The organism is Thermophagus sp. OGC60D27, from assembly GCF_052400625.1.
In the GTDB taxonomy this organism is placed as follows: Bacteria; Bacteroidota; Bacteroidia; order Bacteroidales; family Marinilabiliaceae; genus Thermophagus.
Genome location: NZ_JBQTGH010000005.1, coordinates 250,528 through 274,203, shown reverse-complemented (window position 1 = coordinate 274,203; position 23,676 = coordinate 250,528). Strand labels below are relative to the sequence as shown.

At 42.0% G+C, this 23,676-nt stretch carries 21 protein-coding genes; 17 read left to right on the top strand and 4 right to left on the bottom strand.

The window, feature by feature from the left end; all coding sequences use genetic code 11:
- Window positions 1–220: 220 nt before the first annotated feature.
- From rnr to ACT29H_RS08240, 4 genes are all read left to right on the top strand, one after another.
- Window positions 221–2,386, top strand: coding sequence for a ribonuclease R (gene rnr / locus ACT29H_RS08255; RefSeq protein ID WP_444821147.1), 2,166 nt, complete (start codon window positions 221–223; stop codon window positions 2,384–2,386).
- Between the two features lie 146 nt (window positions 2,387–2,532).
- Window positions 2,533–3,141, top strand: a complete 609-nt coding sequence (locus ACT29H_RS08250) for a TetR/AcrR family transcriptional regulator (RefSeq protein WP_444821146.1) — start codon at window positions 2,533–2,535, stop codon at window positions 3,139–3,141.
- Between the two features lie 424 nt (window positions 3,142–3,565).
- Window positions 3,566–4,474: a homoserine O-acetyltransferase MetA gene (gene metA / locus ACT29H_RS08245; RefSeq protein WP_444821145.1), complete on the top strand. Its 909-nt coding sequence runs from the start codon at window positions 3,566–3,568 to the stop codon at window positions 4,472–4,474.
- Window positions 4,475–4,734: 260 nt separating this feature from the next.
- A complete protein-coding gene (locus tag ACT29H_RS08240) occupies window positions 4,735–4,977 on the top strand; it encodes a hypothetical protein (RefSeq protein WP_444821144.1) in 243 nt (80 codons plus the stop codon).
- Here ACT29H_RS08240 and ACT29H_RS08235 read toward each other — a convergent pair.
- Complete coding sequence (locus ACT29H_RS08235) at window positions 4,953–5,846, bottom strand: hypothetical protein (protein WP_444821143.1); 894 nt, start codon at window positions 5,844–5,846, stop codon at window positions 4,953–4,955. The genes ACT29H_RS08240 and ACT29H_RS08235 overlap by 25 nt on opposite strands.
- A 90-nt stretch (window positions 5,847–5,936) precedes the next feature.
- Between ACT29H_RS08235 and ACT29H_RS08230 the strand changes: the two genes are divergently transcribed.
- From ACT29H_RS08230 to ACT29H_RS08220, 3 genes are all read left to right on the top strand, one after another.
- Entirely contained in the window at window positions 5,937–7,775 is a 1,839-nt protein-coding gene (locus tag ACT29H_RS08230) for an Ig-like domain-containing protein (RefSeq protein WP_444821142.1), read from the top strand.
- A gap of 225 nt (window positions 7,776–8,000) precedes the next feature.
- Window positions 8,001–8,312, top strand: coding sequence for an MTH1187 family thiamine-binding protein (locus tag ACT29H_RS08225; protein WP_444821141.1), 312 nt, complete (start codon window positions 8,001–8,003; stop codon window positions 8,310–8,312).
- Window positions 8,313–8,484: 172 nt separating this feature from the next.
- The gene (locus ACT29H_RS08220) at window positions 8,485–9,342 is read left to right on the top strand and encodes a DUF3108 domain-containing protein (RefSeq protein ID WP_444821140.1); all 858 of its coding nucleotides are present in this window, start codon (window positions 8,485–8,487) and stop codon (window positions 9,340–9,342) included.
- Window positions 9,343–9,571: 229 nt separating this feature from the next.
- Here ACT29H_RS08220 and ACT29H_RS08215 read toward each other — a convergent pair whose 3' ends face one another.
- The gene (locus tag ACT29H_RS08215) at window positions 9,572–10,108 is read right to left on the bottom strand and encodes a hypothetical protein (protein ID WP_444821139.1); all 537 of its coding nucleotides are present in this window, start codon (window positions 10,106–10,108) and stop codon (window positions 9,572–9,574) included.
- 185 nt (window positions 10,109–10,293) lie between these two features.
- Complete coding sequence (locus ACT29H_RS08210) at window positions 10,294–11,409, bottom strand: glycosyltransferase (protein ID WP_444821138.1); 1,116 nt, start codon at window positions 11,407–11,409, stop codon at window positions 10,294–10,296.
- Window positions 11,410–11,644: 235 nt separating this feature from the next.
- Here ACT29H_RS08210 and ACT29H_RS08205 point away from each other — a divergent pair, with 235 nt between their 5' ends.
- The 7 genes from ACT29H_RS08205 (at window position 11,645) to ACT29H_RS08175 (ending at window position 17,236) form a co-directional block, all read left to right on the top strand.
- Entirely contained in the window at window positions 11,645–12,784 is a 1,140-nt protein-coding gene (locus tag ACT29H_RS08205) for a DNA polymerase III subunit (protein ID WP_444821137.1), read from the top strand.
- A 195-nt stretch (window positions 12,785–12,979) separates the two neighbouring features.
- Window positions 12,980–14,167 (top strand): PSP1 domain-containing protein, encoded by a 1,188-nt coding sequence (locus ACT29H_RS08200; RefSeq protein ID WP_444821136.1) that lies wholly within the window; start codon window positions 12,980–12,982, stop codon window positions 14,165–14,167.
- On the top strand, window positions 14,151–14,645 hold the full coding sequence (locus ACT29H_RS08195; protein ID WP_444821135.1) for a gliding motility lipoprotein GldH: 495 nt from the start codon (window positions 14,151–14,153) through the stop codon (window positions 14,643–14,645). The genes ACT29H_RS08200 and ACT29H_RS08195 overlap by 17 nt, the downstream gene beginning before the upstream one ends.
- Before the next feature lie 19 nt (window positions 14,646–14,664).
- A complete protein-coding gene (gene trmB / locus ACT29H_RS08190) occupies window positions 14,665–15,432 on the top strand; it encodes a tRNA (guanosine(46)-N7)-methyltransferase TrmB (protein WP_444821134.1) in 768 nt (255 codons plus the stop codon).
- 37 nt (window positions 15,433–15,469) lie between these two features.
- Window positions 15,470–15,796 carry an MGMT family protein gene (locus ACT29H_RS08185; RefSeq protein ID WP_444821133.1) on the top strand — a complete coding sequence of 109 codons (327 nt, stop codon included), beginning with the start codon at window positions 15,470–15,472 and terminating at the stop codon, window positions 15,794–15,796.
- 80 nt (window positions 15,797–15,876) lie between these two features.
- On the top strand, window positions 15,877–16,986 hold the full coding sequence (locus ACT29H_RS08180) for an Mrp/NBP35 family ATP-binding protein (RefSeq protein WP_444821132.1): 1,110 nt from the start codon (window positions 15,877–15,879) through the stop codon (window positions 16,984–16,986).
- 7 nt (window positions 16,987–16,993) lie between these two features.
- A complete protein-coding gene (locus ACT29H_RS08175) occupies window positions 16,994–17,236 on the top strand; it encodes a NifU family protein (RefSeq protein ID WP_444821131.1) in 243 nt (80 codons plus the stop codon).
- A gap of 127 nt (window positions 17,237–17,363) precedes the next feature.
- On the opposite strand, the gene ACT29H_RS08170 is transcribed toward ACT29H_RS08175, so the two are convergent.
- Entirely contained in the window at window positions 17,364–18,707 is a 1,344-nt protein-coding gene (locus ACT29H_RS08170; RefSeq protein WP_444821130.1) for a sigma-54-dependent transcriptional regulator, read from the bottom strand.
- Between the two features lie 121 nt (window positions 18,708–18,828).
- Between ACT29H_RS08170 and porW the strand changes: the two genes are divergently transcribed.
- The 3 genes from porW to tsaE are packed head-to-tail and all read left to right on the top strand — an operon-like array spanning window position 18,829 to window position 23,656.
- Window positions 18,829–21,624: a type IX secretion system periplasmic lipoprotein PorW/SprE gene (gene porW, locus ACT29H_RS08165; RefSeq protein ID WP_444821129.1), complete on the top strand. Its 2,796-nt coding sequence runs from the start codon at window positions 18,829–18,831 to the stop codon at window positions 21,622–21,624.
- A 32-nt stretch (window positions 21,625–21,656) separates the two neighbouring features.
- Entirely contained in the window at window positions 21,657–23,210 is a 1,554-nt protein-coding gene (gene porX, locus ACT29H_RS08160) for a T9SS response regulator signal transducer PorX (protein ID WP_444821128.1), read from the top strand.
- Between the two features lie 23 nt (window positions 23,211–23,233).
- A complete protein-coding gene (gene tsaE, locus ACT29H_RS08155; protein ID WP_444821127.1) occupies window positions 23,234–23,656 on the top strand; it encodes a tRNA (adenosine(37)-N6)-threonylcarbamoyltransferase complex ATPase subunit type 1 TsaE in 423 nt (140 codons plus the stop codon).
- Window positions 23,657–23,676: the final 20 nt, after the last annotated feature.

Here is a 23,676-nt window from a genome sequence, read left to right as displayed (position 1 = left end):
AATAAACTATTAAAATAATAGTATTGTAAGGTCGGGATGGATAAAATATCATCCTGACTTAAATATTAACAAAGAAAAAAGTAAAGGTTTGTGGATGAAAAGAGCATGACAGAAGGAGTGTCATTCCCTGTCCCAATTCTTCGGGAATATCGGAAATCAATGATATCGATTAATTGTTGTCCTGATGAAATCATTCAGAAACAAATAAAGAGTACATTTTATGTCAAGAAAGAAAAAAAGAGATAATAAAACATTATCAAAAAATGATTTACATGCAGCGGTAAAAAAGCTATTTCAGAATAATCCGCAAAAAACCTATAATTATAAACAAGTTTCAGCAGCTCTGGGTGTAGCCAAAAAGAAGAATCGGCTTCAGATTGAGGTCTTTTTGTTCGAGCTGGCAGAAGCCAACTTTTTGAAAGAAGTTTCAACCGGAAGATTCAAATTACTTACAGCTCCGGGCACTTTTGTTGAAGGGGTTGTGGAGATGACCCAGAGGGGAGCCGCCTACATCGTCCCTGACGAGGGTGATGAAGACATCTTTGTGGCGCAGAGTAATCTGGGACATGCCTTAAACGGCGACCGAGTAAAGGTGCTTAGATATGCCAGAAAGGCTCGCCGACAAGCCGAAGGAGAAGTGGTCGAAATTCTGGAAAGAAGCAGAGATCACTTTGTGGGGGTGCTGGAAGTGTCCAGAGGGTTTGCCTTTCTGGTGGCAGATTCCCGCATTATGCATCATGATATTTTTATTCCCTCCGATCAGCTTAAGGGAGGCAAAAATGGACAAAAAGCGGTCGTCAAAATCATCGAATGGCCCCAAAAAGCGAAAAACCCCATCGGTCAGGTGGTCGATATCCTCGGAAATCCCGGTGAAAATAATGCAGAGATGCATGCCATCCTTGCCGAATATAACCTGCCTTATAAATATCCGGAAAAGGTTGTCGAGGCCGCCAATAAAATCAGTGCTGACATTCCTGCATCGGAAATCAAAAAAAGACGCGATTTTCGTGGAATAACCACATTCACCATCGACCCGGCAACGGCCAAAGATTTTGATGATGCCCTTTCTATTCAAAAACTGAAAAATGGAAACTGGGAGGTGGGCGTGCATATTGCGGATGTAACCCATTATGTACAGCCCAATACCATTATTGAAAAAGAAGCAGCCAAACGAGCCACTTCTGTGTATCTGGTCGACAGAGTGGTGCCTATGCTGCCGGAGCGGTTAAGCAATGAACTATGTTCCCTGCGACCGGATGAGGATAAGCTATGTTTTTCTGTTGTTTTTCAACTTGATGATGACGCCCGAATTCTGGACAGCTGGGTGGGGCGAACGATTATTCGCAGTAACCGACGCTTTGCCTATGAAGAAGCGCAGCAAGTGATCGAAACGGGAAAAGGCGATTTTGAACAGGAATTAAAGGTGTTGAATAATTTAGCACAGAAACTTCGGGCAGAAAGATTTAGTAAAGGCTCCATCGATTTTGAACGCATTGAGGTGCAATTTGAGTTGGACCAAAACGGAAAACCTCTGAACGTCCTTTTCAAAGAACCCAAAGAGGCCAACAAACTGATTGAGGAATTTATGTTGCTGGCCAACCGACGGGTCGCAGAAATTGTCGGAAGTAATCAATTTGCCGGTAGTTCGGCGCATGGCGCAAAAAGTGCCAAAACATTTGTTTACAGGATTCACGATGAACCCGATCCGGAAAAATATGAAACCTTTAGCCGGTTTGTCCGCAAATTTGGGTTCGAAGCGCAGCCCAAAGGGAAGGAGTCCATTAGCCATTCGCTGAACCGTTTATTGAATGAGGTGCAGGGTAAAAAGCAACAAAATATAGTGGAAACGCTGGCGATTCGCACCATGTCAAAGGCCGTTTATTCCACCCATAATATTGGCCATTATGGCCTCGGGTTTAAATTCTATACCCATTTCACATCTCCAATACGGAGGTATCCCGATATGATGGTTCACCGTCTGTTGCAAAGATATCTGGACGGAGGACGATCGGCTTCCGCTCAAAAATATGAGGAGTTGTGCGATCACAGCTCTAAAATGGAAATTCGTGCTGCGGATGCGGAGCGTGCTTCCATCAAATATAAACAGGTGGAGTTCCTGAAAGATAGAATTGGGGAAGTATTTGATGGCGTCATTTCCGGCGTTACAGAGTGGGGTATTTATGTGGAACTGACCGAGAATAAGTGTGAAGGTATGGTGCCGATTCGCGATCTGGATGATGATTTTTACCAGTTTGACGAGGAGAATTATTGCCTGGTGGGGCGTCATAAAAATCGAAAATACCAGTTGGGCGATGCCGTGCGGATACAAATTGCCCGTGCCAATCTGGAACGACGACAACTCGATTTTACATTGGCCGCTGATTAAGGTCGAAACGTGGATGTTTATTTTATGAAATGTCGGTCCTGTTGGAATGGTCCAACAAATGTTTTTTTGAAATCCTGATCTTTTATTCAACTTTTTTGTTAAAGTAACTAGACCTAATTATCCTGAAACCTTAATAATTTAATGTTATGAGTAGCATTTTTAATTCCTTTATTTCGGGACAGGATACTGTCCGAAATTCAATTTTAAGGTCGGCCCGAGATCTTTTTGCAAAGTACGGGTATCGTAAAACCACCATGGAGGATATTGCTGTTGCCCTGAGGAAAGGGAAAAGTTCTCTCTATTATTATTTTAAGAATAAAGAGGAGATTTTTCAGGCGGTTATTGAGCTCGAGGCAGAGATTCTTGACAACCGATTGTGGGAAGTCGTCAAAAGTCAGTATCAGCCCAAGCAAAAGTTTAACGATTTCGTCGTGATCCGAATGGAAACTTTGAGGGAACTGGTGAACTATCAGCGGGCCATGCGAGATGAAACCTATAGCGATTACCATTTTCTGGACCAGGTGCGGGAAAAGGCCGAAAAGAACGAGAAAGAAATGTTGAAAACCATTCTGGAAGAGGGGGTTGGTGCCGGTGAGTTTGACATCAAAAATTTGCGGCTGGCAGCCATTGGGATCAGTACCGCATTGAGAGGGTTGGAACTTCCACTTTTGAGGGGCATCGAAAATTTTGATGACTTCAGACTTCAGCTGGATAATATTTTGAGTATTCTGTTTTATGGAATATTAAAGCGTTGAAAAGAGGATTAACAACGCCTTGGTGCACTTGGAAGAGGTGAAGGATCCATGATTTCGCAACTTTCTTCAGTGTGAAATATTTTGGGGGGGAACTGCTCAATATTCCGATTCGGAGCAGTGTTATTTGTTCCTTCGCCTGTCTTTCCCATATTTTATCAGATCATTTCAGGGTAAGATGATGCCATCGGTATTTGGAAGATATTGCAGAAGACCTTCGTCTAGGGGGAGAACAGCAAAGAGCGTCTGTGAAATATCAGAGTTGCTTTTGTCTTCCGAAAGGCCATCCTTCTTGGTAAAAAAAACGGGCATGGCAAAGTTTATGGTCGCATAAAATTGTATTTCTTTTGACTCGCGAGTTTCATTCGGTCAATAACTTAAATGAATTATCTTTGTAACCTCTTTTTTTAATATAGAAAGATACGCCATGCCTGTAAATATTCCTGATTTACTACCTGCCAAAAGTTTACTGGAGGCGGAGAATGTGTTTGTGATGGGAGAAAGCCGGGCGGTCTCTCAGGATATAAGGCCGTTACGCATTCTCATCTTGAACCTCATGCCCTTAAAGATAAAGACCGAGACACATCTTCTCAGAGTGTTGTCTAACACCCCTTTGCAGGTTGAGGTTGAGTTGTTGGTCACCTCTTCTCATACCCCTAAACATACCCCCTCAGAGCACTTGTTTAGTTTTTACAAAACCTTTGATGAGGTTAAAGAGAGACATTTCGATGGTTTCATTATCACCGGGGCACCAGTAGAGTTGCTGGATTTTGAAAAAGTAACCTACTGGCAGGAGCTTAAGGAGATCATGGCATGGAGCAAGACAAACGTAACCTCAACGCTTCACATCTGCTGGGGAGCACAAGCCGGTTTGTACTTTCATTACGGGATCCCCAAATATGAACTTCCGGCCAAGCTGTTCGGCGTTTTCGAACATTTTGTCAATGCTCCTACCGAACCTTTGGTGCGCGGTTTTGATGATGTGTTTTGGGCCCCGCATTCCAGATATACAGAAGTGAGAAAATCCGACATTGAAAAAGTTGACGATCTCATACTGCTTTCCGATTCCCATCAGGCCGGACCTTATCTAATGTTGTCCAAAGACCGCAGTCAGGTCTTTCTGACTGGGCATCCCGAATACGATAAACCAACTCTGGGCGAGGAATACGAACGCGATCTTAAGAAAGGGTTGGCGATCAATATGCCGGAGAATTATTTTTTGGATAATGATCCCCGGAAGGATGCGGTGGTAAGATGGAGAAGTCATGCCCAGCTGTTATATTCCAATTGGCTTAATTATTATGTGTATCAATCTACTCCTTACGATTGGAGTTGACAGAGAATCAATAAAAGCGACTTCCCTGTAATTGTTTTCCGAAAATTTTGTTTGGCTTTTCTGTTGATGGTTTTGCCAATCAAGATCATTGTTTTGATTGCGTAATTCCTTGCAAGCGGTTTGCTGAATTTTAAGATCGCACCTGCATGTTGCTTAAATTTTATTTATTCCCCGATATGGGGAACACCTAAATCAGTGTGGGGAACACTTTATTCGAGCCGGGGAATATCTATATCGATATGGGGAACAACTAAAATTATATGGGGAAGACATTCTCTTTCCCATGGAAAATGATATTCTGTCGTGGGGATAAAGCAGATTTATCCGGGAAAGGAAGATTTTTTGAAAACAATAAAATCACCGAGACGGGAATATTTTCCAAAATCCTTGAAATGGGGGTTGATACTTCCGGAAAAACCCCTTCCATTTCCCGGAAGCAGCAAATGGCAACCATGGCGGCCTTAATGATAAGCTACCGCTATTTAAGCTTAAAAGAGAAGTGACCAATGTTGGCCCCATCGGCAAAAATATCGGCGATGTACTCCCCGGCAATCAATTCACCCATATCGGCATCGTAATAGATGCAAATATCAATTTCTTCGCCACCATATTCCACATTTCGCATGGCCGAAAAATGAATGTCTTCACCTTCAAAAGTAAAGAGATCGTCCCGGCTGTGCAGCAGTAGTTGCCCGTCCGGACGTTCCAGTCGGAGGTAGAATGGTTTGATGCCTACCGGAGCGGTCACATTTTTTTTGATCGTAAAGCACACTTCTATTTTGTCGGTTCGGTTAACCCGCTGTGTCTTCTGACCTCTGGTATTTAGTCCGGTAGCACGGAGATTGACGGTCTCTAACCGGCTGGCAATTTCCACTTTGTTTTCCAGTTCGGTTTTGACATTTTCCAGCTCCTTATACGAATCTTTAATCCGGGAATAACGTTGCTGGTATTCCTTGTTTTCCTTTTTTAATTCTTCATTTAGGCGGTTCAAGCTGTCGATCTGAACAACATAACTTTTAAGCACACCGCGAAGCGTTGTCAGCTCATTGCGAAATTCCCTTATCCTGGATGCATTAGTGGCTTTAATGGTTTTGATCTCTTCGATGAGGTGCTCCACTTTTTGCCGCTCTTTTTGCAACATCAGGTTAATGGTGTCGTTGGTCGATTCCAGCGAGTCGTAGCCAAGCGCCAGTTCTTGGTATTCTTCGGTGAGAATTTGTTTTTCTTTAGTCATTTCTTCAACCACTTCTTTCATCTCTTTGCTTTGGCTGAAGTAAAGAACTGCTAAAAGGATCAGTAAGGCACCCAGTATTCCAAAGATGATATAAAACGTCTTTTGATTGCTGTGATTGTTATTGTTCTCGGTTTGCATACTTTTTGTTTGATGATTGCCGGGCAAATTTAAAAAGTTTCAGCATTTTACTCTAACTTTGCGATGGTGTTTACTGAAAATAAACGTTTGATGATTAAAAATATTTTTTTTGTATTGCTTTCTGTTTCCCTGATCGGTATTTGGGGGTGCGCCAATCAAGGGTATCCTGAAGGAGGACCCAAAGATGAGATGCCACCACGGATGATCGCTTCCGATCCCCCGTTAAACGCCACTAATTTTTCGGGCGATAAAATCGAAATAGAGTTTAACGAATTGATTGTTCTCAAAGATGCACTTCAAAAAGTGGTGATTTCACCGCCTTTGAACCAATTACCTATAGTCAGAGGCCTGGGAAACAAGGTTACGGTGGCCTTTGACGAGGAGCTTCAACCGGCAACCACTTATACCATCGATTTCTCTGATGCCATTCAGGATAATAATGAAGGAAATCCCCTGACAGGGTTTACATTTTCTTTCTCAACAGGTGATACGCAGGATTCGCTGCAGGTATCCGGGCAGGTATTGGAAGCTCACTCCCACCTTCCGGTAGAAGGCGTTTTAGTGATGGCTCATAGTAATCTTGCCGACACGGCTTTTACCAAGACGGTGCCGGTGCGAGTCGCCAAAACCAATGAGAAAGGTGAATTTATAATCAGAAATCTTGCGCAGGGAAAGTACCGCATCTTTGCCCTCGAAGATATGAACAGAGATTACAAGTTCGATCAACCGGGAGAACGAATAGCTTGGCATCCCGAGGTCGTTGAACCTTCTTTTGAGTGGAGAACCCGACCCGATTCCATTTTTAAAGATTCATTGACCCTCGACACCGTCCTTTTTGTGCAGGAGCTGGCTTACTTGCCGGATAGCCTGAATTTGTTCCTTTTTCAGGAAGATTATGAAGAACAATATCTCGACTCCCGGGAGCGGGATGAGCCTCATCGTCTTGATTTTGTTTTTAATCGGCCTCTCCGAGACACGCTAAGGATACATCCTGTTGATGGACCTGCCGAAAAAGAGGATTGGTTTATCTATGAACGATCCATCCGGCATGACACCGTTTATGTTTGGATGACCGATAGTTCCTTCATTACCCGTGATTCGCTGATGGTGGAAGCTGTTTATCAGGTAAGAGATTCCCTCAATAATTTTATTGACCGGATGGACACCCTGAAAATGTTTTATCGACAAAAAACCGAAACCGAAGGCCGTCGACGTCGGGAGAAGGATAAACCCCAAGAACCCGTTATAGAACCCTTAAGGGTACAAACTTCGGATGGAACACTCAATATCGGTGCTGATGTGTTTTTTAATTTTCCGGTACCCCTGACTCGTATCCTGGCGGATTCAATAACTCTTTCACAATTAACGGATACCATATATCAGCCGGTTCCGTTTGATATTGCTCAGGATTCATTGCGCATACGCCATTTTTCCGTTTTGCACCAGTGGATGCCGGGAGCGGAATATCGGCTGGATGTCGACTCTGCCGCGTTTGTGGGAATCTACGGACGGGTGAATGCCCCATTTAGCTATTCCTTCAAAATTAAGCCTGAAGACAACTACGGTACCTTATATGTCAGTGTGCTCAATGTAGGAGAGGATGCTCTTTTGCAGCTGCTGAACAGTAAAGAGGAGGTTGTGCGAAAAAGTAATGTGCCCGATAACGGAAAGCTGGCGTTCCGTTTTGTGAGTCCTGGGGAATACTTCCTTAGGATCGTAGACGATCGTAATGGAAATGGAAAGTGGGATACCGGTGATTTTAAAGAAAATAATCAACCCGAAAGTGTCCACTACTATCCCGAAAAAATAAAGATGAGAGCCAACTGGGATCAGATGGTAAATTGGGACTTGAATCAATTTTCGGTACTCGATTTTGTAAACCGGAATCGTATTCAGAACAAAAAAGGATCGTCAGGGACCAGGCGTTAGTTTTTCGTCGGGAAAAAGGCTTAAGGGATTTTATAGTGTTGGGGATATAGCCCCGTATTGGAACATGAGGATGGATTTTTGTTTGATAATGATTTGAATTGGACGGGCTTTTGTGTTGTTCATCTGCTGAAACCAACCGGCAGAAAAACTGAAAATGACAAAAGATGCGTTCCATAATGTTTGTTTTAATTTTTTTTGAATTGAATTTTATTCAAATAAGAAGTTATGTCAGTTTTATTGAATTTTGCAATGTTTCCCACCGATAAAGGGGCCAGTGTCAGTCAATATGTTAGTAAAGTACTGGAATATGTAAGGGATAGCGGAGTGGCTTATCGCCTGGATTCAATGGGGACAACCATCGAAACCGAAACTCTTGAAGAGGCGCTTGACGTAGTTAACAAAGCGTATTTGATTCTTGAACCCGTTGCCGACAGGATTTATTCCACCATTAGTATTGATGCCAGGAAAGGGCGCTCCGGTAGGATGGATGGCAAAATACAGTCGATTGAAAACAAAATTGGTGGGGTGAATCAGTAAGCCGAGTTGGTGGAGTATTGGATAGAGAACCTCGTTGACTTGAAATCCGCTCAATGCAGGAGTGTGTCTTTAATGCCTGAACATGCTGTCAACCGATAGGAAGATTTTATGGGCAAAAAGATCTATCCCTATGGTGCAATCATTTGTAAAGGAAGTAAAATAGTAAAAGCCAATGAAACGATGTGTCCGATATTATAAAATGGTTTTATCCCATAAATCCATTTTTAGTTTTTTGCTGATCCTATTTCTTTGGGGTTCCTTAGTTGAAATATCGGGCCAGTGTTTCAACAACCGGAATGTTTTTGCCCCGGGAGAGGAGGTAACCTATCATGCCTACTATAATTGGGGCTTTATATGGATTAACGCAGGACTGGTGACTTTTGGGGTTGAAGAAGCCGCCTGGCAAGGAAAACCCGCCTGGCATATGAAGGCCTACGGTAATACCTATAAAACTTATGATCTGTTTTTTAAGGTTAGAGACAGTTTTGATGTTTGGGTGGATCCTCATTCCCTGCGCCCCTTTGAGTTTCTTCGAAAAACCAATGAGGGATCTTATCAGGCCCAACACCACTATTTGTTTGATGGAGAAGAACGGGTTATCCGAGCCAATATTCAAAAACCGAAACGTCCCAATTTTGATACCGTATTGACATGGCCTGAATGCTCCTATGATCTTTTATCAATGGTTTATCAGGCCCGAAATATTGATTTTTCGAGGTATGAAGTCAATGATAAGATTCCCATTAATTTGATCGTTGACGGCGAGGTGCATAATTTGTATATTAGATTCCTCGGAAAAGAAATCATTAAAAACAGAGATGGCCGTCGCTTTAGGTGCTTGAAATTTTCCCCGCTGCTGGTGGAGGGTACTATCTTTGAAGAAGGAGAAGATATGGTGGTCTGGGTAACCGATGATGAGTGTCGGATCCCGATTGTGGTGGAAGCAAAAATACTCGTAGGCTCCGTCAAGGCTGTCTTTGTGGATGTTAAAGGGCTGAAAAATCCCATGACTGCCGAAATAACTGATTGAATTACTTCATCGCCGTCCGCTATTGTTCCGGCTGAATTGTTATCGTTCTGAAAAACAATGGGATGATCTGTTTTTTTGTATCTGTGCCAAAAAAAAGTGCAGTGGAATAAAATAAAAATCAAAGAAAACCTTTATAAAGAAGAACACCCGGTTGTATTGCAACACTATCAAGGGCCATGAAGAATAAGTGAAGCAGTTGCCGGGTGTTCGTATTTTTTATTTCAGTTATTTACTGAGCGGTTTTACTAAGTCGAACAATGTGATTCTTTTGAGTAGGTTGTTTGTCCGAAGGTCTGGACGGAGAATCCATCGGCTTTGCAGGGCTTTCCATTCGGGCAATCGGTAAATTCAAGAACGTTTTATAAAAATTGACTTGTTCAAAATAATTAAGTTTAATCGTTGTCGGGCTGAAAAGATATTTTTTTAACCAAAAGTTGGTTTTTGAATTTATTTCAATGGTCTGCAACCCTTTTATCTTGAAAAAATAGTCTAACATTTCTTCCTCGCTGAAACGACCCTCTGTTATTTCGCGAAACGCTTTTAAGACTTCATCTTTCTGTCGGTTCCCTTTGGGGAACAGCACTTCTTCAAGCTGTTTGGAAGCTTGTTTTCTTGCCAATTCCGGGAAGAACCTACGAATCGCAAAGTAAGACAAAAATGAAGCGACGCCTGTAAACAGTGCGACTAGCGAGAGACTCATTTTTCTTTTTTTGGTTTGTTTCGAATTGTTACGGAGAATATTCAGAAAAGTTTCCTGTTTCTCCATAATCATTTTTAGTGGATACTGGTTTTATCACAAAAGGTTGCTTAATTGTGATGAATGGTGGTTTTTTGTCGACGATTGAACCATTGCAGGACAGGGGGTAATTATTATGAAAATCTAGTCATTAGGGTCTAAATGCATTGCTGAGTTTCCATAAAATTTTGATCCATGAATTGGGGATGATTAAACTATTCTAAAAAGTCTTTCAGAATCTCTCGGAAGTCTTTTTTCATGGCTGCCGCTCTAATATCGTCGGGGGGTGGGGTAAAATAGAATGGTCGGAGACGTTTCAGCTCTTCAAAGGGGAATTTCGACGGACTTTTTCTATGATGAAATTTGGCCAGATATTCCTGCTCGGTTTGTCCGGGAGTTGGGATCATAAACATGCTTTGTTTTAGAATGTACATATCCATGATGGTTGAGTAACCCGAACGGGTGATTATGATTTCGGAGGTTGCTGCTTTTTCATGTAGTTCCGGGGTAGGTAAGTGGTTGTATATTTCCCTGGTTGCAGTTTGAGCTTTTAAAAACCTCCGGTTGAATCCTTTCCCTCTTATCAGGCAAACTTTCCCTCGGTAATGATCAAATAGTTTTATTAGTTCTTTTTCCAATAGTGTGCGATGCGGTTCAGGGCCGGAGATGATGGCCAATAGGGTGCCGGGTTTTAAGCCTAGATTATATTTTAATTGGTTTTTGGAATCGTCGAACCGTGAAAGAGGACCAATCAATTTGATGTTTTTGGGATATCGGTATTTGTGAACCAGATCGCCGGCCAGAGAAAATTCTTTTTTGAAGTCGGGCACCCAGCATTCGTCAAAGAATTGTATCAGCTTTTTGATTAACAGATGCAATGGATATTCAAACCATTTAATGTATAGGGGGAGTTTCAGCATCAACTGGTGGGTGACAATAACGGAAAATGTTGAACGGTGTCTTACCCCGTATCGGTTATCGGAAATGATCAGATCAGGATGATATCGGGATATCAGATTGGCAGTATATCTTTTCTCCCGGAAGTACCACCATATTAACAGTGGAAGTTGAAACAACAACTTCAGTATCAGCGTTCCTTTTTGTCCATAGCGTATTTCTGGTCCCGGGAAAAATACTGTTTCTGTGTCAGAGTATTCCGTTTTAAGCCATTCGATAAGTCTTGAAGAAGCAGCCACAATCACCCGATGACCGTGCTTCCTGAACTCCTTGATAAGGGGCAGGTCGCGTGACATATGTCCAAGCCCCCAGTCGAGTGGACAGATAAGTATGGTTTTGGGCCTGTTGGCAACAGGTTCTTTTGATCGCGTCACTTGGCAAAGGTTTTTTTCAACAATCTTATGGCGGGTTTTACAAAAGTAGGATAATAATTTAGACAAAGAGTGTCCGAATGTTTTTCTTATCTTTGACCACTAGCTGATGAAAACTTCAAATTGTGGCGAAGAAAAAGGATTGAGAAAGGAAGTTGAAAATTAGTATTTTTGGAAGAATGATCTTTTAAATCTGGCATTTGTCGGATCTTCCAGCTTTGTTAAGATAGTTTTTGATATGCTGTTTAAAGATGTAATAGGACAAAAGTCGATAAAAGAGCATCTGATATCCATGTTTCGAGAAGACAGGATTAGTCATGCTCAACTTTTTACGGGACCGGAGGGAGCAGGATTGATTCCTCTTGCCTTGGCTTTTGCTCAATATGTGAATTGTCAAAATCCCGGTCCGGAAGATTCCTGCGGGGTTTGCCCGGAGTGCAAAAAGATGTCCCGTTTGGTACATCCCGATTTGCATTTTGTATTTCCGGTGATCAATAAGGGCGGTCATACGCCCTCGGTATGCAACGACTTTCTTAGTCAGTGGCGCCAATTTGTGGCGCAGAGCCCCTATTTTACCAAACATGAATGGTCATCCTTCCTGAATGCCGAACGAGGACAGGTGAGAATCTTTTCGAGGGAAGGAAATGAAATAATAAAAAAACTTAGTTTCAAGGCATTTGAGGCCAAATATAAGATTATGATTATTTGGCAGCCGGAAAAGATGGGAAAAGAAGCCGCCAATCGGTTGCTGAAAATTTTGGAAGAGCCGCCGGCTAGAACTTTATTTCTTTTGATATCTGATTATCCTGCCGGGATATTGCCAACCATCCTATCCCGAACGCAGCAGCTTAAAATTCCGAAGATTGATGATGAGTCAATGGTGCACGCTCTTCAGGAAACTTTTCAGATCCCGGAAGAAGAGGCAAAATCTGTAGCTCGGATTTCCAGAGGTAATTTTGTCGAAGCGCGTAATATCATTAAAAACAGTGAGGAAAAACAGCTGTTTCATTCCTTGTTTGTCTCGGCCATGCGCAATGCTTATTCCGGTAATTTGGCAGCCATTAATGAGTGGGTGGATAAGGTCGCTTTGCTCCCTAAAGAGCAATTGAAAAACTTGCTTGAATACAGCATCCGGATTTTGCGCGAAAGTTATATTGCCAATTTTAATATACCGGAGCTGGTTTATGCCACTCCGTCCGAAAATAAATTTATCGAAAACTTCAAGTCTTTTGTGAACGATCGAAATGTGGAACAGATGGTCAAGGAATATGAGCTTGCACTGGCACACATTGAACAGAACGGTAACAATAAACTTGTGCTTTTCGATATGTCGATGCAGATTAGCGGATTGTTCCGGGTAACGAACAATTTGGTCTGAATCTGCCTTTAGTAGTTAAAATTTATATATATCCTGAGAGCATTGAAGGGGATTTCCCTGGCGAGTGTTTACCCGTCCGTTTTGACCGGTTTTCCATGCTCCGTGACGGGACCCATGTGATTCTTATTGGATCATAGGTGGCCACAGCGGACAGTAACCAGTACGGTTCAAAGCTCTCTCTTAAATCGCGTTTTTATGGAAACAGAGACCATTGCGCATACCAGCAAATGCAATACTTGCAGCAGTCGGTGCGGCAAACTTGAAGTGTTCGACTGGCTGTCTGACCTTCCGGGTGGAGGAAAAACCACCGATATTGTTGAAGTGCAGTTTAAAAATACCAGAAAGGGATTTTACCGTAACAGCAATCAGCTGAAAATCAAAAAAGGGGATATCGTGGCCGTTGAGGCTTCTCCCGGACATGACATCGGCGTTGTAACGTTAACCGGAGAGTTGGTGCTTTTACAAATGAAAAAAAGCAATCTGGACCCCGCAGCCTATGAATATAAGCGGATATACCGTAAAGCAAAGCCGGTGGATATTGATAAGTGGGAAGAGGCCAAAGCTTTGGAACATGAAACCATGTTGGAGTCGCGACGTATCGCCGATCAACTGAACCTTAATATGAAGATCGGAGATGTGGAATATCAGGGTGACCGCACCAAGGCCATCTTTTATTACATTGCTGATGAACGGGTCGACTTTCGCGAGCTGATAAAAGTATTGGCCGATCGTTTTAAAGTCAGAATCGAGATGAGACAGATTGGTGCTCGTCAGGAAGCCGGCAGAATCGGCGGTATTGGTCCTTGCGGAAGAGAACTGTGTTGTTCCACCTGGATTACCAATTTTGTTTCTGTAACAACCAATGCTGCAAGGTATCAGGAGATATCGCTGAACCCTCAAAAACTCGCGGGACAATGCGGAAAATTGAAGTGTTGTCTCAACTATGAGCTGGATACCTATATTGATGCCCAAAAAGATTTTCCGCCAACCAATATTCCTCTGGAAACGGAATCTGAAACTTATTACCATATTAAAACCGATATCTTTAAAAGATTGATGTGGTTTGCGGCCGGAAGAGAAAATTCCGGAAATGTGGTGATGCTGGCCGTAGATAAAGTGAAAGAGATTATTGAGTTGAATAAAAAGGGGCAGAAAGTTGAAAAACTTACTTCCGAAACATTTAATAATATTAATACCGAAATTGACTATACTAATGTTGTCGGTGAAGACAGTATAACACGCTTCGATAATCAAAATAAGAAATCGTCAAGGAAAAAGAAGAGTAAACGAAGAAAAAGTTTTAATAGATCCGGAAATGGCGGCAATCAGAACAGAAGAAACAAAAAAAGAACTTCCAACCCATCAAATGGCAGCAAAAGTTAGTTGGCTGTGGAAATTGACTTTCCTGGTTTTTGTGGTCGGTGCCTGTCAAAATAGCACTCTTTACGAGCAGGGGAGCGATTTTTATGCCCAATCGTGGGATAAAGACTCTACCCTGGTGTTTAAACCGGTTATTAACGATACTTCTCAGGTTTTGAATGTTGGGTTTTCTCTGGTTCATACCAACGATTATCCATATAGTAATATGTGGCTCTTTATAGAAGTGGAGGGCCCCGATGGCACCATGCAGACCGATACAATGGAATATTTTCTGGCTGAACCTACCGGACAATGGATTGGCCGCGGAAACGACAATAGAAAAACGTTATACTGGATTTATAGAAGAGATGTAAAATTGACTTCTCCAGGGCAATATAGGTTTTCTGTAACACAGGGAATGAGACGGGAGACCTTGCCGGGTGTCGGGTCCTTCTCTCTATGGATCGAAAAAGCGGCAAAGCCGAAAGTTAATTCTGATTAGTTCAAGCAAATTATTGGTTGTGGGTAAAAATAAATTGAAAAAATTTGCGGAAATGGACACCTATCCGCATGTGGTGCAAGCCGAGTTCAAGGATGTGCTCAATGCCGATCATCCTTTAAAGGGAAAATGGAGACAGGATTTTTTTAAGAATGATAATCCGATCGTTCTGGAGTTGGGATGCGGAAAAGGTGAATACACAGTTGGATTGGGCAGACTTTATCCGGATAAAAATTTTATCGGAGTAGATATTAAAGGTAGCAGGATGCATCGTGGCGCTACCGATGCACTGAATGAGGGCCTGAAAAATGTGGGCTTCTTACGGACGAGAATTGAGGTTATTGCCTCTTTCTTCGGGCATTCGGAAGTGGATGAAATCTGGCTGACTTTTCCCGACCCTCAAATGAAAAAAGTAAGGAAACGTTTGACCAGTACCGTATTCCTTAAGCGATACAGCCAATTTTTGAAACCCCATGGGGTGATTCATCTCAAAACGGATAGCAATTTTCTTTATACCTATACCAAGGCAATGTTGGAAGAAAATATGATTACACCATTGGTGGATGAATCTGACTTGTATGGCAATGGGTATCAGAATGAAATTTTAAGTATTAAAACTTATTATGAAACCAAGTGGTTGGGACAAGGCATCCCGATTAAGTACTTGAAATTTGAACTTCATGGAGCCTCGCAGCTTACGGAGCCAGATGTTGAAATTGAGCCAGACAGTTATCGCAGCGCGGGTAGAGGGGTGAAATACCGCAGCAAAAAACAACCTGCTGATCAATGATTCTTTCTGATTTTATTCGCTTGAATTGAGAGCAATCGTGGATAATGATAATTTCTTTGTTAAGGTTTATGAAGTGGTAAAGCTGATTCCACCCGGTAGAGTTACCACTTACGGTGCGATCGCTGCCGCCATTGGTTCACCAGGAGCCTCAAGAATGGTGGGGTGGGCCATGAACAAAGCTTTTTCGCACTCCGACTTTGTCCCCGCCCACAGGGTGGTTAACCGCAATGGGATGCTTACCGGAAAACATGCTTTCCCTAATCCGGAAACCATGCAGCAGTTACTCGAGGCGGAGGGCTTAAAAGTGGTAAACGATAAGGTGGTAGATTTCCCTAAAGTATTCTGGCAACCTGAAGGGTTTTGATCGAGGCAAATAAACTATTGCTCACTTTCTGTTTTTTTTTACCTTTGCCTTATATTTATAAAGTTTAAATAAGATCTGGTATGAGTTTCTATCCAAAGCTGATCATAGATGCCTTAAAGCACGTTGTACATCCCGAAAAGCAAAAAGATATAGTTTCCCTGGGTATGGTCGAAGACGATATACGCATTGATGGGAAACGAATCAGTTTCAGTCTTAAATTTGACAGGACCAATGATCCATTTATTGCTTCCATTAAGAAAGCCTCGGTTCAGGCGATCAAAAAGTATGTGGGTGAGGATGCTGAAATAGAAGGAAATATTTTTATTAAAATTAATCCGCGCGTTCCCAAACCTGCACAAAAATTATTGCCGGAAGTAAAAAATGTTGTTGCCATTGCCTCAGGAAAAGGAGGGGTGGGGAAATCTACTGTGTCTGCCAATCTTGCGGTGGCATTGGCTCGAATGGGCTATAAAACAGGACTTTTGGATGCCGATATTTACGGGCCTTCTATCCCTAAAATGTTTCATACTGAGGATGCCCGTCCTTTGCTTCGCAAAATAGACGGAAAGGATAAAATTATTCCGGTAGAAAAATATGGCGTAAAACTTTTGAGTATCGGCTATTTTGTGGATCCGGATGATGCGTTGGTGTGGCGTGGTGCCATGGCAACCAATGCGCTGAAACAACTGATTGCCGATGGAGATTGGGGCGACCTGGACTATTTGCTGATTGATCTGCCTCCCGGTACCAGTGATATTCACCTTACTGCGGTTCAGACCATTTCTATTACCGGGGCTGTTATTGTGAGCACTCCGCAGGATGTTGCATTGGCCGACGCGAGAAAGGGGATTAGCATGTTTAAGGGAGATAAAATCAATGTGCCTGTCCTCGGGTTGGTTGAAAATATGTCTTGGTTTACTCCTGCCGAACTCCCCGATAACAAATATTATATTTTTGGAGAAGGAGGATGTCGTAGACTTGCCGAGGAGTTGAAGACCCGATTGCTGGGGCAAATTCCTATTGTGCAGAGCATTCGCGAAGGCGGTGACAAAGGAGAACCTTCTGCGCTGAACCCGGATACTGTTACTGGAAGGGCGTTTACTGAACTGGCCGAAGCCGTTGTGACGTCCGTGGACGAACGCAACCAAAATTTACCCCCGACAAGAGTAGTTGAAATAACCAGAAAATAATTAAATCATGGATGCAGAGCGGGAAAAACTGACCCAAAGGGTTTTAGAAGCACTGGATGTGGTTCGGCCATATCTTAAATCGGATGGTGGTGATATTTCATTTATAGAAATTACTGACGATTTGTGTGTAAAGGTAAAGCTGACAGGTTCCTGTAACGGATGTCCCATGAGTCTGCAAACCCTCAGAGGGGGCGTGGAAATGGTGGTGAAGCAAAGAGTCCCGGAGATCGTTAAAGTGGAGGCCGTCTGATCTCAAAAGGAATCAGACGGGACCGGAAGTCGAGTCCTGCCGGCCATGCTTTCATTGACACCCGATGACATAATTTGGGAGAGAAACTCTTTGGACTGACGGGAGGCCATTTTGAATATCCATCCGATTATTGAATTTCGGAATGTTTACTTTTTAGTAAATTATAAATGGTAGATTTCCCAATATTCAGTTTTTTAGCCACTGTCATTACATTTTTGTATTTCCCGAGGAAGTAGAGGATGATCCTTTCATTGTATTCCTTGAGGGTAAGTTCTTCATGAAATAGCGCGGGAGCTGGTTCCGATGCGTTAAAAATAATGTGTTTCTCGTCTATTATGCCATCGTTGGAGAGAACGGCCGACAATTCGATAACGGCTTTTAATTCTCTGATGTTTCCCGGGAAAGAATGAGAAAGAAGTTTCTTTTTTGCAGTAGGGGTTAAAGAGGAGGCAGGTAATCCGTTTTCCTGACAGAAGACTTTCAGAAATTCGGATGCAAGCAGTATAATGTCATTTCCTCTTTCTCTGAGGGGAGGCAGGGATATGGGTAATCCGATAAGATGATAGTAAAGATCTTCCCTGAACTTCTGTTCTTTAACTTCCTTTAAAAGGTCGAAACAGGTGGCAGAAATAAAGCGGCACTTTACAGGGATTTCTTTCTTGCCGCCAATTCTGGTTATTCTTCTATCCTGAAGAATATTTAAAAGCAGCGATTGTATTTCTGGATTCAAAAATGCAATCTCATCAATGAATAAAGTGCCTTCGCCGGCTTCCTCTATTTTTCCTTGAATGATTTTGGTATTTCCTTCCGAATCGTTTTTTTCGATGCCCAATAACAAGCTTTTTAGTTGGTCATTCATTTTAGGTGTGACATTCAGCGATACAAAAGGATGATTCTTTCGTTGTGAATTATAATGAATGATCTTGGCTGTTAAGCTCTTTCCGGTACCCCCTTCGCCGTGAAGTGAAACATTTATATTGGGAACTTTAATGGCCTTCTCAATAAGAGGAAATGAGTTTTTTATGTTCTTACTGTTTCCAATGATCGTTTGTTGAAATTGGTACCGAACGGCAATCTCGGTTTTGAGATCTATTAATTCCTGCTTTAGTCTCTGATGGTCTTCAATTTTTTTCAGAGTGTGTAAAAGTCTCTCTTTGATATTTTCATCTTTGGCGATATAGTCGTATGCGCCTTCTTTGAGTAGTTGTACGGCCAGAGATATTTTATTTTGACCGGAGATTATTATGACTTCGGTTTCAGGATAGAGATTTTTTATTTTTTTCATTAATTCGGAGCCGTGAATATCCGGCAATCCTAGGTCGAGAGTTACAATATCCGGAGAGGGAGATCGTTGATTTAAAAAACTTATTGCATTGAAATAGGTATTAATTTCATGATTCCCGCTTTTGGTTATAATCTCTTCAATAATTCGATTAAAAACAGGGTCATCTTCAATGATATCCACTCTCATGTTCTTCCGTTGGTATGATTATCTTTGTTGTTGAATGCATAAAAATATTTTTTCTCATCCACTTAGGAAAATATTTTTGCTGCATAACAGTTAATAATGTATTATCAGCAGGATTCTATAGATGAAGAGAAAATACCTGATATATTTAGTAACGTTGTTGCTCTTCGTTCATTGTTCTACGAAGAAAAACACTTGGGTTTCCAGAAGTTATCACAATCTTACTGCCAAGTATAATGTTTTGTTTAACGGTCTTCAAAGTTTTGAAGAGGGGCGGCAGCAAATGCGACAATCACTGAATAATGACTTTTTTGATTTGCTGCCCATGTTTGCCTATTGTAATCAGGCTCAGGGACAAGTGCCCCTGTCGCAGATGAACCGGGCCATTCGAAAAGGACAGAAACTGATTGAAAAACATTCTATCACTGCAAAGCCCGGGAAAAAGCCAACCTCTGCCAACATCGAGTATCGTGATTTTTATGATCAGAATGAATTCAACCGTTGGGTGGATGATGCATGGATGTTAATTGGAAAGGCACATATCTATTCTCAAAAATGGTATGAGGCCATTAGTGCTTTTGACATGGTGTTGCAGGTATTCCCCGGGCAAAAGGTGCGACTGGAAGCTTTTCTGTGGATGGCACGTGCCTATATTGAACTCGAGGACTTTGAAAATGCTGATCGATTATTGAAACTTTATCAATCGGAAGCCGGGGGAGAAAAACGTTATTTTGTATTGGAACAATCTACTCTGACCTGGTTTTGGCTGGCACAAGGAAATTATATCAATGCGTTGGAATATTGTCGTCAGGCTGCTGGCAATACCCATGATAGGTGGGAGAAAGTGCGGTGGAATTTTGTGCTTGGGCAGATCGCACAAAAATTGGGTAAAAGGAATATTGCCTTACAGGCTTTTGATAGGGTGATACAGTTAAAACCCGACTACGAAACCACCATACATGCCAGAATTCAACAAGCACTTCTGGAAGGGGCCCCTGATCATCCGGAAATGTCGAGAGATATACTGGAGAAGTATGCCGCAGAATATAAAAATCAGTTTTTTCGTGGCCAGATTTATTATGCCATTGCAGATACTTGGTTCCGGGAGGGAGATACGATTATGGCCTTGGCTAATTTACAACTAGCTGCAGGGTACGCGGCTGAAAATCCTGTCTTGAGAGGAATGGTTTTTAAACAACTGGCAGATGTCAGTTTTGAATTGGGAAATTACATTTCGGCCGATGCCTATTACGATTCGACCTTAACTTCACTGCCGGAGGATTACCAAGGTATTGCAGAAATTGAACAAATAAAGAGAAAACTGTCACCGCTGGCCGAAAATCTTAATGTTATTGAATATGAAGATAGTCTTCTGAGGATTGCATCAATGCCGGAGAATGAAAGAGACCTGTTTATTGAGCAATTATTGGAACAAAGGCAGGAACAAGCGGCATCAGATCAATTTGTTGACAATAGTGATGATGCCTTTTTTTATCGTAACTTTGGCAATATAAGTTCCGGCATGTCAAGTGAGTCGGGAGAATGGTATTTTTACAACCAGATGATGGTTAGTCTGGGCAAAATGGAATTTGAAAAGCGATGGGGCCGTCTGAAGTTGGAAGACAACTGGCGTCGGTCCAATAAAAAGATGCAGATGCAACAAGCCGAAGATAATCCAGTGATGCCCGATGATCCATTTGCTCAAAATCCCGCCTCTGCCCAACCAAACGCAGAGAAACCTGCAGAATTGTTTCAATCGGAAATGGTAGACCGCGAGAGCCTTTTGGCCGGATTACCTTTAGATTCGGAACAAAAGGAGGAAGCGCATCGCAGGATAGAAAAAGCATTGTTTAATGCCGGTAATATTCTGGCAAATAATTTTAATAAGTATTCTGAAGCGGTAAGTTTATTTGAGCAACTTTTGGCGCAATATCCTGAATCTCCATATGTCGAGCAAACTCTTATGGGAATCTATTTGGCCTGCAGGGAATTGAACGATACAGAATGCATGGGGCATTACAGTAATGTGATTACACAAAATTACCCCCAAAGTCGTTTTGCTAAAATTGTTAGCAATACTGATTTTCTTGAAAATATTGATGCGTTGGAGACGGAAATGGAACAAACCTATAACCGCGCATACCTTTACTTGAAAAGAGGCAGCTGGCAATCCGTGGTCCAGGCAACCAAGCCTATCATGATCCAAAATTATGAGCCTCTGATGCCTCAAGCCTATCTGCTTAATGCATTGGCATATACCCAGATGGATGAGGACAAATTAACCACCAGTCAATTGCAGCAAGTTGTGGATAATTTTCCACAGTCTCAACAGGCAGAGGTGGCTGACTACTGGCTGCAGAAGTTAAAAAGTGGTGAAAAGCCGGGAAAAATTGATTTTGGTGCATATTTTGACGTACCGGATTCTACAAAATTTACTGAAGGGCAAGTTTCCACAGAAAAATTGTTGGTGGCGAATAAATTTTTGACGGCAACGGACTCGGTTCACCATCTGATCGTCGTTGTTGATCAGAATACCGATGTTAATGAACTGATCTTTCAGCTGGCCAATTTTAATTTTGACCATTATGCCACAGGAAGGCTTCAATTGGAAATTTCACAGTCGGTTTCGGAGCGAACGGTCCTTATGACCGGCCCATTTAAAGATCAAAGAACTGCACTTGATTATCTGTTCTCTTTGATTAATCAGCCTTCTGTTTTTTGTGTAGAGAATGCCAATGAACCATTGGTGATGGTTGTTGCAGATACCAACTGGAAACAAATTCATAATTCCGGTGATTTGGATGATTATGTGAAATTCTTTTTGGAAGAATACCTGCCCGGAAGTGATCGCTCATCCATTGTTATTAATGACAGTGAAATACCGAAGTACCCCTATACCGAAAGGGCGAAAAATGAGTAACAGGAAAGCATTTTTCTTAGAAGAACTAGCTTATGGAAGAGATAAAAAAGATCAGAATATTATGGATCGACGATGAGATAGAGCATCTCAAAGCGCATTTGATTTTTCTTAAGCAGAAAGGGTTTGTGGTAGATACGGCTTCCAATGGAAATGATGCTCTGGATATTCTGGAGGAAAATCATTTCGATTTGGTTTTCCTGGATGAAAATATGCCCGGGCTGAGCGGGCTTGAAACCCTCCTCAGGATTAAGGAGATGAGGCCCAGCCTGCCGGTTATTATGATTACAAAAAGTGAAGAAGAGGATATCATGGATCAGGCTATTGGAAGCAAAATCGCCGATTATCTGATCAAGCCGGTTAAACCTACACAAATATTGTCGTCCATTAAGCGGCATGTGGACAGGGATCGTTTAGTCTCGCAGAAAGCAACCAGTGATTATCAAGCTGAATTCTCGAATATTGGTTTCCGACTGAGCGATCATCTTTCCTGGAATGAATGGCAGGAGGTGTATAAAAAACTGGTTTATTGGGAGCTGGAACTTCAAAGCACACACAGCCCCATGGATGAAGTATTGAAGATGCAAAAGAATGAGGCCAATCAGTTGTTTGCAAGAACCGTCAAAAGCAATTATGAAAATTGGCTTATTGATAAGAAGGGGCCTTTGATGTCGCACAGGGTTTTTAAAGATTATGTTCTCCCATTTCTCGATAAGGGAGAAAAAGTGGTGTTGATAGTTATTGATAATTTCAGACTCGATCAGTGGGAAACCATTCGATCCGATCTTAGACCCTTTTTTGATGTGGCAGCCGACCATTTATATTGCAGCATATTACCGACCTCAACCCAATATGCACGAAATGCTCTTTTTTCCGGTTTATTACCTCTGCAAATTCAGGAATTCTATCCGGACCTTTGGATCGATGACGATGAAGAAGGGGGACGAAACCAATTCGAAAAAGAATTGATAGGGACATTTTTAGATCGTATGCGTCGTTCTTTTTCTTTTTCCTATCACAAAATAAGTGATAGTGAATCGGGAAAAAAACTGGCAGAAAACTCCGATCAACTAAAATCTTATGACCTCAATGTGATTGTTTTCAATTTTATTGATATGCTTTCACACGCGCGTACCGAGCTTAAGATGATCCGCGAACTGGCCGCGGATGAAGCGGCTTATCGTTCCCTGACAAGATCATGGTTTGTTCATTCTTCATTGTTTGAATTGCTTAAGCGGCTTAGCGGTGAAAAAGTCCGCATAATCCTCACTTCCGATCATGGCTCTATTCGGGTTCAGCATCCCCTGAAAGTTGTTGGCGATCGAAATACAAATACCAATCTGCGATTCAAACAGGGAAAAAACTTAGCCTATAAGGCTAAAGACGTTTTTGAGGTGAAAAAACCTGAAAGTTTCTTTTTGCCACGCATAAATATTTCTACTTCTTATATTTTTGCAAAGGGGGATGACTTTTTTGCCTATCCCAATAATTACAATTACTATGTTAATTATTATAAAGATTCATTTCAGCATGGTGGCATCTCCTTGGAAGAGATGCTAGTCCCTCTGATTGAATTGGTTCCCCTTTGATTATTTAAAGAACTTAAATTAAAATGGAGCATTTACTTACTATTCGGTCGGAACAGGAAATAGAAAAAGCGGCCAGAGCATTTTTGCCTGTGTTAAGCAAGAAGAGTGTGGTCGCCTTTTATGGTGATATGGGGGTTGGAAAAACCACTTTTATCAAGGGATTGTGTCGGGCGATGGGGGTCTCGGATCCGGTTACGAGCCCTAGTTTTGCCATCGTAAATAAGTATGTCACCTCTGACGAAAGAAGTATTTTCCATTTTGATTTTTATCGATTAAAAAATGTAAATGAAGTATTCGACATTGGCTATGAAGATTATTTCTACAGTGGTGATATCTGTTTGATTGAATGGCCTGAAAAAATTGCCGAAGTATTACCTGCCGATCGATTGGATGTTTGGATGGCAGAGAATCCGGATGGGACTCGTTCGCTTCGTTACGAGGGCTAGATAAGGATTTCTGATGCTTT